Below are 11,722 nucleotides of genomic sequence, written 5' to 3'. Positions count from 1 at the left end.
CCCGGCCCGCCCCTGCCCCGGCACCGGGGGCGGGCCCTTGCCGGCTCAGGCGGCCGGCAGGCGCTCCTCGACGGCCGCCACCAGCTCCGCCGACTCCGGCTCGGTGCGCGGCCGGAAGCGGACCACCGAACCGTCCGGGCCGATCAGGAACTTCTCGAAGTTCCACTGCACGTCCCCGGCCTCCCCGGCGGCGTCCGCCACCCGCGTCAGCTCCGCGTACAGCGGATGCCGGCCCTCCCCGTTGACGTCCGTCTTCTCCAGCATCGGGAACGTCACCCCGTAGGTCGCCGAGCAGAAGGCGCCGATCTCCTCGGCGGTGCCCGGCTCCTGGCCGCCGAACTGGTTGCACGGCACGCCCAGCACGGTCAGTCCCCGCTCGCCGTACGTCTTCTGCAACCGCTCAAGACCCTCGTACTGCGGGGTCAGACCGCACCGGGACGCCACGTTGACCACCAGCACGGCCCGCCCCCGGTGGGCGGCGAGGCTGGTCGGCTCACCGGACAGGGTGCGCAGCGGGATGTCGTACAGGGACATGGGGCATCTCCTCGAACGTCCTTCGGGTCGGTCGGCTCGATCAAAGCACGGACGCCTGGTAGACACGACGGGTGACCCCTCACGACGACGCCCTGCCCGGCCTGGAGCCGGACACCGGCCCGCTGCCGCCGGACCCCGAGCGGCGCACCGTGCGCTGCGGGCTGTGCGGACGGGCGCTGACCGGCGCGGAGTCCCGGCGCTCCGGGCTGGGCCCGGCCTGCGACGCCAAGCTCCACCCGCCCGCCCCGGACATCCCGGTCCGCCGCCGCGCGGCCGACCAGGACACCCTGCCCGGGATGTGACGCCGACCCCTCACAGGCGCCGGAACAGCCCCTCCTGCACCACCGACACCAGCAGCCGCCCCTCGCGGTCGTAGATCCGGCCGCGCGCCAGGCCCCGCCCGCCGGTCGCGATCGGGGACTCCTGGTCGTACAGGAACCACTCGTCCGCCCGGAACGGCCGGTGGAACCACATCGCGTGGTCCAGCGACGCCATGTCGAACCCGCGCGGCCCCCAGAGCGGCTCGACCGGAATGCGGACCGCGTCCAGCAGGGTCATGTCGGAGGCGTAGGTCAGCGCGCAGGTGTGCACCAGCGGGTCGTCGCCCAGCGGCCCGACCGCCCGCATCCAGACCGCGCTGCGCGGATCGGCCTCCTTCAGCTCCTCCGGGCTCCAGCGCAGCCGGTCCACGTACCGGATGTCGAACGGCATCCGCCGCGCCATCCGCTCCATCGCCTCCGGCAGCGCCCCCAGGTGCCCGCGCACCTCCTCGGCCACCGTCGGCAGCTCCTCCGGCGGCGGGAAGTCCAGCCGCGGCGGCAACTGGTGCTCGAAGCCGTCGACCTCGGCCCGGTGGAAGGAGGCCGTCAGGTTGAAGATGGTCTTGCCCTGCTGGACGGCGGTGGTCCGGCGGGTGGTGAACGACCGCCCGTCCCGCACCCGTTCCACCTGGTAGACGATCGGCACCCCCGGGATGCCGGGCCGCAGGAAGTAGGCGTGCAGCGAGTGCACCGGACGGTCCCCGTCGGTGGTGCGGCCCGCCGCCACCAGTGCCTGCCCGGCCACCTGGCCGCCGAAGACCCGTTGCAGCGACTCCTCGGGACTCGTCCCGCGGAAGATGTTCACCTCGATCCGCTCCAGATCGAGCAGGTCCACCAGTGCCTCGGCCGGGTTGGTCACGCGTCCGTCCCTTCTGTCGTCCATGGCGGTCCGTATCTCTGTCAGAGCTGACCGACGCCGGTCACGCGCACCACCGCGCGGCCCTCCTCGTCGGAGGCGGCGAGGTCCACCTCCGCGCTGACGCCCCAGTCGTGGTCGCCGTTCGGGTCGGCGAAGGTCTGCCGGACCCGCCACAGCCCGTGCGCCTCGTCCTCCTCGATGGCCAGCAGCTTGGGGCCGCGCGCGTCCGAACCGGTGCCCAGGTCGTCGTACTCCTCCCAGTACGCGTCCATCGCCTCCGCCCACCGCTCCTCGTCCCAGCCCGACTCGCCGTCCAACTCGCCCAGTTCGGCGAGGTGGTCCAGCGCGGCCAGCTTCACCCGGTGGAACATCGCGTTGCGCACGAGCACCCGGAAGGCGCGGGCGTTGGCGGTGACCGGACGCACCTGGTCGGCCTTCTCCTGCGCCTGCTCGGCGGTCTCCACCTCCGGGTTGGCGAGCTGCTCCCACTCGTCGAGCAGCGAGGAGTCGACCTGCCGGACCAGCTCGCCCAGCCAGGCGACCAGGTCCTGAAGGTCCTCCGTCTTGCGGTCGTCCGGGATGGTGTGGTCCAGCGCCTTGTACGCGCTCGCCAGATAGCGCAGCACGATGCCCTCGGTGCGGGCCAGCTCGTAGAAGGAGGTGAACTCGGTGAAGGTCAGCGCTCGTTCGTACATGTCGCGGATGACGGACTTCGGCGACACCGGATGGTCGCCCACCCACGGGTGGGACTGCTTGTAGTAGTCGTACGCGTGCCAGAGCAGTTCCTCCAGCGGCTTCGGGTACGACACCTCCTGCAACCGCTCCATGCGCTCCTCGTACTCGACGCCGTCCGCCTTCATCGCGGCCACCGCCTCGCCGCGCGCCTTGTTCTGCTGGGCGGCCAGGATCTGCCGCGGGTCGTCCAGCGTGGACTCCACCACCGAGACCATGTCCAGCGCGTACGAGGGGGAGGCCGGGTCCAGCAGCGCGAAGGCGGCCAGCGCGAAGGTGGACAGCGGCTGGTTGAGCGCGAAGTCCTGCTGGAGGTCGACGGTCAGCCGGATGCGGCGGCCCTCGGCGTCCGGGGCGTCGAGCTGCTCGACCACCCCGCCGTCCAGCAGCGAGCGGTAGATGGCGATGGCCCGCCGGATGTGCCGGAGCTGGTTCCTGCGCGGCTCGTGGTTGTCCTCCAGCAGCCTGCGCATCGCGGTGAACGCGTCGCCGGGGCGGGCGATCACCGACAGCAGCATGGTGTGGGTGACCCGGAAGCGCGAGGTCAGCGGCTCCGGTTCGGAGGCGATCAGCTTCTCGAAGGTGGTGTCCGACCAGGCGACGAACCCCTCCGGCGCCTTCTTGCGCACCACCTTGCGCCGCTTCTTCGGGTCGTCGCCGGCCTTGGCCAGCGCCTTCTCGTTCTCGATGACGTGCTCGGGGGCCTGCGCCACCACGAAGCCCGCGGTGTCGAAGCCGGCCCGCCCGGCCCGGCCGGCGATCTGGTGGAACTCCCGCGCCCGCAGGGTGCGCACCCGGGAGCCGTCGTACTTGGTCAGCGCGGTGAACAGCACCGTGCGGATGGGGACGTTGACCCCGACGCCCAGGGTGTCGGTGCCGCAGATCACCTTCAGCAGACCCGCCTGCGCCAGCTTCTCCACCAGCCGCCGGTACTTCGGCAGCATCCCGGCGTGGTGCACCCCGATCCCGTGCCGGACATAACGCGACAGGTTCCGTCCGAACTTCGTGGTGAACCGGAAGTTCCCGATCAGCTCGGCGATCTTGTCCTTCTCCTCGCGGGTGCACATGTTGATGCTCATCAGCGACTGCGCCCGCTCCACCGCCTGCGCCTGGGTGAAGTGCACGATGTACACCGGCGCCTGCCTGGTCTCCAGCAGCTCGGTCAGCGTGTCGGTGATCGGCGTCAGCCGGTACTCGTACGACAGCGGCACCGGCCGCGTCGCCGAGCGCACCACGGCGGTCGGCCGCCCCGTCCGCCGGGTCAGGTCCTTCTCGAACATCGCGACGTCGCCGAGCGTCGCCGACATCAGCACGAACTGCGCCTGCGGCAGCTCCAGCAGCGGGATCTGCCACGCCCAGCCGCGGTCCGGCTCCGCGTAGAAGTGGAACTCGTCCATCACCACCTGGCCGATGTCCGCGTCCGCCCCGTCCCGCAGCGCGATCGACGCCAGCACCTCGGCCGTGCAGCAGATCACCGGCGCGTCCGCGTTCACCGAGGCGTCGCCGGTGAGCATGCCGACGTTCTCGGTGCCGAACAGCTTGCACAGGTCGAAGAACTTCTCCGACACCAGCGCCTTGATCGGCGCGGTGTAGAAGGTGACCTGGTCCTTCGCCAGCGCCGTGAAGTGCGCGCCCGCCGCCACCAGGCTCTTGCCGGAGCCGGTCGGCGTGGACAGGATCACGTTCGCCCCCGACACCACCTCGATCAGCGCCTCCTCCTGGGCGGGGTAGAGGGTGATGCCGCGCCCTTCGGTCCATGACGAGAAGGCCTCGAAGAGGGCGTCGGGGTCGGCGTCCGGCGGGAGCTGATCGATAAGGGTCACGCCCCCATCTTGCCTGCCCGAGGCCGCCGAGGGGGAACCGGCCGTCCCTGCGAAGATCACCAAGCGTTACGCTGCCGGGGGCGGCCCCCGCGCCGCCCGCCGCGCCGCCCCGCCACGGCCTGGGGGCCGGGGCGCGGCCCTGCCCGCGGACAGGCGTACGAGCGGCGGGCCGTGGGCAGCAACGGAGGGCGGCGGCGCCACCACACCGGGGCGGGCGCGGGCGCCGCGCACCAGACAGCACGGCACCGGGCAACGGCCCGGCGGGCCGGGGGACATGCGATACGGGGGGACGTGGACCGATGATGGGGCCGGCGCACTCACTGTCCGGAGCCGCCGCCTGGCTCGGCGTCGGCGCGGCCGCGGCCGCGACGGGGCACACCATGCCGTGGCCGGTGCTCCTGACCGGCGCGCTGATCTGCGCGGGCGCGGCGCTCGCCCCCGACCTGGACCACAAGTCGGCCACCATCTCCCGCGCCTTCGGTCCGCTCTCGCGCACCCTGTGCGGGATCGTCGACGCCCTCTCCTACGCCGTCTACAAGATCACCAAGTCGAAGAAGGACCCCCGCCGCACCGGCGGCCACCGCACCCTCACGCACACCTGGTTCTGGGCCGTCCTGATGGGCGCCGGATCCTCCGCGCTGGCCGTCGAGGGCGGCCGCTGGGCCGTGCTCGGGCTGCTCTTCGTCCACTTGGTGCTGGCTGTGGAGGGGCTGCTGTGGCGGGCCGCCCGGGTCTCCAGCGACGTACTGGTGTGGCTGCTCGGCGCGACCAGCGCCTGGATCCTGGCCGGGGTGCTGGACCAGCCCGGCAACGGCGCGCACTGGCTGTTCACCGACCCGGAGACGGCCTACGCCTGGATCGGCCTGCCCATCGTCCTCGGCGCGCTGGTGCACGACATCGGCGACGCCCTGACCGTCTCCGGCTGCCCGATCCTGTGGCCCATCCCCATCGCCGGCAAGCGCTGGTACCCCATCGGCCCGCCCTCCGTCATGCGCTTCCGCGCCGGGAGCTGGGTCGAACTCAAGATCCTCATGCCCGCCTTCATGCTCGCCGGCGGAGTGGGCGGCGCGGCGGCCCTGAACCTGATCTGACCCCCGTGCGGGGTCGCCGGGGGACGCTCTCGCGCCCCCCCGGTCATCCGTCACCCGTGCCAGGACCGCCACAGCGCGGCGTACGCCCCGCCCGCCGCCACCAGCTCGTCGTGCGCGCCCAGTTCGCTGATCCGGCCGTCCACCACCACGGCGATCACATCCGCGTCGTGCGCGGTGTGCAGCCGGTGCGCGATGGCCACCACCGTACGGCCCTCCAGCACCCGCGCCAGCGACCGCTCAAGATGCCGGGCCGCCCGCGGGTCCAGCAGCGACGTCGCCTCGTCCAGCACCAGGGTGTGCGGATCGGCCAGCACCAGCCGGGCCAGCGCGGTCTGCTGCGCCTGCGCCGGCGTCAGCGCCAGCCCGCCCGAGCCGACCCCGGTCCCCAGCCCCTCGGCCAGCGCCCGCGCCCATCCGTCGGCGCCCACCGCCTCCAGCGCCGCCCACAGCTCCGCCTCACTCGCGTCCGCCCGCGCCAGCAGCAGGTTGTCCCGCAGCGAGCCGGTGAACACATGGTGCTCCTGGTTGACCAGCGCGACATGCTCCCGCACCCGCTCCGCCGGCATCCTCGACAACTCGGCCGCGCCCAGCGTCACCCGGCCCGCCCGCGGCCCGTAGATCCCGGCCAGCAGCCGGCCCAGCGTCGACTTGCCCGCGCCGGAGGGGCCCACCAGCGCCACCCGCGTCCCCGGCGGCACCGCCATCGACACCCCGTGCAGCACGTCCGCGCCCGCGCGGTAGCCGAACCGCACCTCCTCGGCGCGCACCTCCCGGCCCTCGGGCCGCACGTCCTCCTCGCCCGAGTCCGGCTCGATCTCCCGCACGCCCACCAGCCGGGCCAGCGACACCTGGGCGATCTGCAACTCGTCGTACCAGCGGAGGATCAGCCCGATCGGCTCCACGAGCATCTGGGCCAGCAGCGCCCCGGTGGTCAACTGGCCCACGTCCAGCCAGCCCCGCAGCACGCCCACCCCGCCGACCAGCACCACCGACAGCAGCACCGTCATATGCGTGAAGCTCACCACCGGGAACAGCACCGAGCGCAGGAAGAGGGTGTACCGCTCCCAGGCCGTCCACTCCTTGATCCGCCGGTCCGACAGCGCGATCCGCCGCGCCCCCAGCCGGTGCGCCTCCACGGTGCGGCCCGCGTCGACCGTCTCGGCCAGCACCGAGGCGACCGCCGCGTACCCGGCGGCCTCCGAGCGGTACGCGGCGGGCGCGCGGCGGAAGTACCAGCGGCAGCCGGCGACCAGCAGCGGCGCGGCCACCAGCACCGCCAGCGCCAGCGGGGGAGCCGTCACCGCCAGGCCGCCCACCAGCAGCCCGGCCCACACCACCCCGATCGCCAGTTGCGGCACCGCCTCCCGCATCGCCTCCGACAGCCGGTCCACGTCCGTGGTGATCCGCGACAGCAGGTCGCCGGTGCCCGCCCGCTCCAGCACGCCGGGCGGCAGCTTCACCGACCGCACCAGGAAGTCCTCGCGCAGATCGGCCAGCATCTCCTCGCCGAGCATCGCGCCGCGCAGCCGCACCATCCGGGTGAACACCGTCTGCACGGCCAGCGCCCCGGCGAACACCGCGACCGTCTGCGGCAGATACAGCTCCCGCGCCCCCGACGCCAGCCGGTCCACCAGCGCGCCGAGCAGGGCCGGACCCACCATGGAGGCGAGGACCGCGACCGTGTTGACCACCACCAGCACGGTGAACGCCCGGCGGTGCCGGCGCAGCAGCTCGCGCACATAGCCGCGCACGGTCGCCGGCCCGGCCACCGGCAGGGTCGTCGCAGTCCGGGGCGCCGCCGGGTCGTACGCCGGGGGCGCCATGCCGATCGCCCGGCTCATGCCCGCTCCTCCATCCTCATCAGGTCCCGCCCGTCGGTCTGCGTGCCGTCGCTCCCGGGGAGGCTGCCGTTCGTGGAGCCGCGCCCGCTCCCGGGGGCGCCCTCGCTCCCCGGGGCGCCGTCGTGCGCCGCCGGAGCGCCGGGCTCCCGGGTCACCACCGCGCGGTAGTGCGGCTCCTCGCGCAGCAGCGTGCGGTGGGCGCCGACCGCGGCCACCCGCCCGTCGCGGACCAGCACCACGCGGTCCGCCACGTCGAGCAGCAGCGGCGAGGAGGCCAGCACCACCGTGGTCCGGCCGGCGCGCAACCGCCGCACCCCCTCGGCGACCCGGGCCTCGGTGTGCGCGTCCACCGCCGAGGTCGGCTCGTCCAGCACCAGCACCTGCGGGTCGGTGACCAGCGACCGGGCCAGCGCCAGGCGCTGGCGCTGGCCGCCGGACAGCGACCGGCCGCGCTCGGTGACCTGCGCGTCCATCGGATCGCCCGCACCGTCCGCCGAGGCCAGCGCCAGCGCGTCCAGCACATCGCCGCAACGGGCCGCCGCCAGTGCCTCGCCCACCGGCACCTTGCCGGAGGACGGCACGTCCAGCAGCTCCCGCAGCGTCCCGGAGAGCAGCACCGGGTCCTTGTCCTGCACCAGGACGGCGGTGCGCGCCGCCGCCGGCGGCAGCCCGTCCAGCGGCGCCCCGCCGAGCAGCACCGAGACGTGCTCGCCGCCGGGCTCGGCGGGGTGGCCGCCGAGCCGCTCGGCCAGCCTGCCGGCTAGGTCCGGGTCGCCGCAGACCACGGCGGTGAGCAGGCCGGCCGGCGCGTGCAGACCGGTCAGCGGGTCGTACAGGTCGCCGCCCGGGACCGGCGCCCGACCGCCGCCGTCGGCGGGGGCCGCGGCCCCGGCGGCGGCGCGGCTGAGGGCCAGCACCCGCGCGGCGCGCCTGGCGGAGGGGCGGGAGAAGGAGAACGCCATCGCGATCTCCTCGAAGTGGCGCAGCGGATACGCGGTGAGGGCGACCGCGGCGTAGACGGTGACCAGCTCGCCCACCGTGATCCGCCCCTCCGCGGCGAGCTTCGCCCCGTACAGCACCACCCCGATCAGCAGCAGCCCGGGCAGCACCACCTGGACGGCGGCGATCAGCGCCCACATCCGGGCGCTGCCCACGGCCGCCTGCCGCACCTCCTGGGAGGCCGCCCGGTAGCGGGCGAGGAACAGCTCCTCGCCGCCGATCCCGCGCAGCACCCGCAGTCCGGCGACCGTGTCGGAGGCCAGCTCGGTGGCGTACCCGGCCTTCTCCCGCTGGACGTCGGCCCGCCGGGTGGCGCGGGGCAGCAGCGGCAGCGCGGCCAGCGCCAGCACCGGCATCGCGGCGGCGACCACCCAGCCGAGCGCGGGCGCGTAGACGACCAGCCCCACGCACACCAGGACGAGGGAGAGCGCGGCCGCGGCGAAGCGCGACAGCGCCTCCACGAACCAGCCGATCTTCTCCACGTCCCCGGTGGACACCGCGACCACCTCACCGGCCGCCACCCGCTGCGTCAGCGCCGAGCCCAGCTCCGCGGTCCTGCGGGCCAGCAACTGCTGCACCCGGGCCGCGGCGGTGATCCAGTTGGTGACGGCGGTGCGGTGCAGCATGGTGTCGCCGAGCGTGATCGCCACGCCCAGCGCGACGATCAGCGCCGCCGCCCGGCCCAGCCCGCCGCCCGACCGGTCGACGACCGCCTGCACGGCGAGCCCGACGGCCGGCGGCAGCGCGGCCAGCCCGGCGAAGTGCAGCAGCCCCCAGCACAGGGACCGCACCTGCCCGCCGAGCTGGTTGCGGCCCAGCCAGACCAGGAACCGGGTCCCGGAGCGGACGTCCGGAACGCCCGGGTCCGCGTAGGGGAGGTGGTGGATCTGCATGGCGTCCCTGGGGTTCGGGTCCGAGTGCGGCGGACACGGGTTCGGGCTTGCCAGCCTCCCGCTCGCCGCAGCCGCCCGGCAACCGAATTACCCCCGGTCCGACTGCCCCGGGGAGGCGTCAGCAGCCGCGCTCCACCAGCGTCCCCCGGTCGGCGCAGCCGTCCGCCGCACCCCCCGCCGCGCCGTCCCCCGTACCGTCCGCCGCGCTTTCCACCACGCCGTCGACCAGCGCCGACAGCAGACCGCCCAGCACCTCGCGCTGCTCCCGGCTCAGCGGGGCCAGTACGTCCTCGGCCGCCGCCCGGCGGGCGGTGCGCAGCGCGCGCAGGGTGTCGCGGCCGGTCTCGGTCAGCTCGATCCGCACCACCCGACGGTTCGCCGGATCGGCCGAGCGGCGCACCCGGCCGCTCGCCTCCAGTCCGTCCACCAGGCTGGTGACCGCCCGGGGGACGACCTCCAGACGCGCCGCGAGGTCCGCCATCCGGGGCGGCTGCTCGTAGTGGGCGACCGTGCGCAGCAGCCGGGACTGGGCGGGGGTGATCGCCACGTCGGCCGAGTCGAGCTGCCGCTTCTGGCTGCGGTGGATGCGCCGCGTCAGCCGCAGCAGCTGCTCGGCCAGCACCCCGTCCGGATCCGGCGCGGGAAGCGGAGGGGCGGCGGCCGGCTCGGACGCGGAGGCGGGGGAGTCCATACGGGAATACTATCAGGACCACGCTCATTGTGAACTACGGTAACAATGAGCTAGACTCCGTGATCCGCCGATCCCTCCGCCGTCCTCGCCGTCCCCACCCGGCCGAACCTCCCGAAGGAGCCCATGCGCATCCACGCCAGGAGCCAGTGGACACCGCCACCGTCCGACCCCGACCAGCCGCCGGTGTCGATCCGCCGCATCCTGCGGCTGTTCCGCCCCTACCGCGGCCGGCTCGCGCTGGTCGGGCTGCTGGTGGGAGCCTCCTCGCTGGTGTCCGTCGTCTCCCCGTTCCTGCTCCGCGAGATCCTCGACACCGCCATCCCGCAGGGCCGCACCGGGCTCCTGACGCTGCTCGCGGCCGGCATGATCCTCACCGCCGTGGTGACCAGCGTCTTCAACGTGTTGCAGACGCTGATCTCGACGACGGTCGGGCAGCGCGTCATGCACGATCTGCGCACCGCCGTCTACGGGCAGCTCCAGCGCATGCCGCTGGCCTTCTTCACCCGCACGCGCACCGGCGAGGTGCAGTCGCGGATCGCCAACGACATCGGCGGCATGCAGGCCACGGTCACCTCCACGGCCACCTCGCTGGTCTCCAACCTCACCTCCGTCGTCGCCACCGTCGTCGCCATGCTGGCGCTCGACTGGCGGCTCACGCTCGTCTCGCTGCTGCTGATGCCCGTCTTCGTCTGGATCAGCCGGAGGGTCGGCCGGGAGCGCGAGAAGGTCGCCACCCAGCGGCAGAGGCAGATGGCCGCCATGGCGGCCACGGTCACCGAGTCGCTGTCGGTCAGCGGCATCCTGCTCGGCCGCACCATGGGCCGGTCCGACTCCCTCACCCGCTCCTTCGCCGCCGAGTCCGAGAAGCTGGTCGGCCTGGAGGTGCGCGCCTCGATGGCCGGGCGCTGGCGGATGTCCACCATCGCGATGGTGATGTCCGCGCTGCCCGCCCTGCTCTACTGGGCCGCCGGCCTCGCCCAGCAGACCGGCGGGCCCGCGGTCTCCATCGGCACGCTGGTCGCCTTCGTCTCGCTCCAGCAGGGCCTGTTCCGCCCGGCGGTGAGCCTGCTCTCCACCGGCGTCGACATCCAGACCTCGCTGGCCCTGTTCCGCCGCATCTTCGAGTACCTGGACCTCCCGGTGGAGATCACCGAGCCGGCCCGGCCGGTCCGCCTCGGTCCGGTCCGCGGCGAGATCCGCTTCGAGGGCGTCCGCTTCCGGTACGACGACGAGGGCGCGCCCGCGCTGGACGGCATCGACCTGACCGTCCCGGCCGGCGGCAGCCTCGCCGTCGTCGGCCCCACCGGTTCCGGCAAGTCCACCCTGAGCTACCTGGTGCCCCGGCTGTACGACGTGACCGCCGGCCGCGTCACCCTCGACGGCGCGGACGTCCGCGACCTGGACTTCGACACCCTCGCCCGCGCGGTGGGCGTGGTCTCCCAGGAGACGTACCTCTTCCACGCCTCGGTCGCCGACAACCTCCGCTTCGCCCGGCCCGAGGCCACCGACGAGGAGATCGAGGCAGCCGCCCGCGCGGCGCAGATCCACGACCACATAGCCGCCCTGCCGGACGGGTACGACACCCTGGTCGGCGAGCGCGGGTACCGCTTCTCCGGCGGGGAGAAGCAGCGCCTGGCCATCGCCCGCACCATCCTGCGCGACCCCCCGGTGCTCATCCTGGACGAGGCCACCAGCGCTCTCGACACCCGCACCGAGCACGCGGTGCAGGAGGCCATCGACGCGCTCTCCGCAGGCCGCACCACCCTCACCATCGCCCACCGGCTCTCCACCATCCGGGACGCCGACGAGATCGTCGTCCTGGACGCCGGCCGCATCGCCGAGCGCGGCACCCACGACGAACTGCTCGCCAAGAACGGGCGGTACGCGGCCCTGGTCCGCGGCGACACCGCCCTCGTCCCCGCCGCGACCTGAGCCGGCC

General features: G+C 74.0%; 9 protein-coding genes. 3 read left to right on the top strand and 6 right to left on the bottom strand.

Annotated features, from left to right (window positions below):
- Positions 1 to 45: 45 nt before the first annotated feature.
- On the bottom strand, positions 46 to 534 hold the full coding sequence (locus C6N75_RS26045) for a glutathione peroxidase (protein ID WP_105871326.1): 489 nt from the start codon (positions 532 to 534) through the stop codon (positions 46 to 48).
- A gap of 71 nt (positions 535 to 605) precedes the next feature.
- Here C6N75_RS26045 and C6N75_RS26040 point away from each other — a divergent pair, with 71 nt between their 5' ends.
- Positions 606 to 836, top strand: coding sequence for a DUF6011 domain-containing protein (locus tag C6N75_RS26040; RefSeq protein ID WP_219852919.1), 231 nt, complete (start codon positions 606 to 608; stop codon positions 834 to 836).
- 10 nt (positions 837 to 846) lie between these two features.
- Here C6N75_RS26040 and C6N75_RS26035 read toward each other — a convergent pair whose 3' ends face one another.
- Both C6N75_RS26035 and C6N75_RS26030 read right to left on the bottom strand, forming a co-directional pair.
- Positions 847 to 1,713: an acyl-CoA thioesterase gene (locus C6N75_RS26035; RefSeq protein ID WP_105871325.1), complete on the bottom strand. Its 867-nt coding sequence runs from the start codon at positions 1,711 to 1,713 to the stop codon at positions 847 to 849.
- A gap of 41 nt (positions 1,714 to 1,754) precedes the next feature.
- Positions 1,755 to 4,328: a DEAD/DEAH box helicase gene (locus C6N75_RS26030; RefSeq protein WP_105871324.1), complete on the bottom strand. Its 2,574-nt coding sequence runs from the start codon at positions 4,326 to 4,328 to the stop codon at positions 1,755 to 1,757.
- Positions 4,329 to 4,567: 239 nt separating this feature from the next.
- On the opposite strand from C6N75_RS26030, the gene C6N75_RS26025 reads away from it, so the two are divergent.
- Positions 4,568 to 5,359, top strand: coding sequence for a metal-dependent hydrolase (locus C6N75_RS26025; protein ID WP_105871323.1), 792 nt, complete (start codon positions 4,568 to 4,570; stop codon positions 5,357 to 5,359).
- 50 nt (positions 5,360 to 5,409) lie between these two features.
- Here C6N75_RS26025 and C6N75_RS26020 read toward each other — a convergent pair whose 3' ends face one another.
- From C6N75_RS26020 to C6N75_RS26010, 3 genes are all read right to left on the bottom strand, one after another.
- Positions 5,410 to 7,200 (bottom strand): ABC transporter ATP-binding protein, encoded by a 1,791-nt coding sequence (locus C6N75_RS26020; protein WP_105871322.1) that lies wholly within the window; start codon positions 7,198 to 7,200, stop codon positions 5,410 to 5,412.
- Positions 7,197 to 9,092 carry an ABC transporter transmembrane domain-containing protein gene (locus C6N75_RS26015; RefSeq protein ID WP_105871321.1) on the bottom strand — a complete coding sequence of 632 codons (1,896 nt, stop codon included), beginning with the start codon at positions 9,090 to 9,092 and terminating at the stop codon, positions 7,197 to 7,199. The genes C6N75_RS26020 and C6N75_RS26015 overlap by 4 nt, the downstream gene beginning before the upstream one ends.
- 118 nt (positions 9,093 to 9,210) lie before the next feature.
- The gene (locus tag C6N75_RS26010; RefSeq protein WP_105871320.1) at positions 9,211 to 9,783 is read right to left on the bottom strand and encodes a MarR family winged helix-turn-helix transcriptional regulator; all 573 of its coding nucleotides are present in this window, start codon (positions 9,781 to 9,783) and stop codon (positions 9,211 to 9,213) included.
- A gap of 123 nt (positions 9,784 to 9,906) precedes the next feature.
- On the opposite strand from C6N75_RS26010, the gene C6N75_RS26005 reads away from it, so the two are divergent.
- Complete coding sequence (locus C6N75_RS26005) at positions 9,907 to 11,715, top strand: ABC transporter ATP-binding protein (RefSeq protein ID WP_105871319.1); 1,809 nt, start codon at positions 9,907 to 9,909, stop codon at positions 11,713 to 11,715.
- The last annotated feature ends 7 nt before the right edge of the window (positions 11,716 to 11,722 follow it).

The organism is Streptomyces solincola (genome assembly GCF_002982015.1).
Lineage (GTDB): Bacteria > Actinomycetota > Actinomycetes > Streptomycetales > Streptomycetaceae > Streptomyces > Streptomyces solincola.
Note: the sequence above shows the minus strand (reverse complement) of the source record. Positions and strands in the feature narration are given on the sequence as shown.

Bases quoted from the DNA above. Each gene is read 5' to 3' on its own strand.
- C6N75_RS26045 (WP_105871326.1), bottom strand. From the start codon at position 534: ATGTCCCTGTACGACATCCCGCTGCGCACCCTGTCCGGTGAGCCGACC.
- C6N75_RS26025 (WP_105871323.1), top strand. From the start codon at position 4,568: ATGATGGGGCCGGCGCACTCACTGTCCGGAGCCGCCGCCTGGCTCGGC.
- C6N75_RS26020 (WP_105871322.1), bottom strand. From the start codon at position 7,200: ATGAGCCGGGCGATCGGCATGGCGCCCCCGGCGTACGACCCGGCGGCG.
- C6N75_RS26015 (WP_105871321.1), bottom strand. From the start codon at position 9,092: ATGCAGATCCACCACCTCCCCTACGCGGACCCGGGCGTTCCGGACGTC.
- C6N75_RS26010 (WP_105871320.1), bottom strand. From the start codon at position 9,783: ATGGACTCCCCCGCCTCCGCGTCCGAGCCGGCCGCCGCCCCTCCGCTT.
- C6N75_RS26005 (WP_105871319.1), top strand. From the start codon at position 9,907: ATGCGCATCCACGCCAGGAGCCAGTGGACACCGCCACCGTCCGACCCC.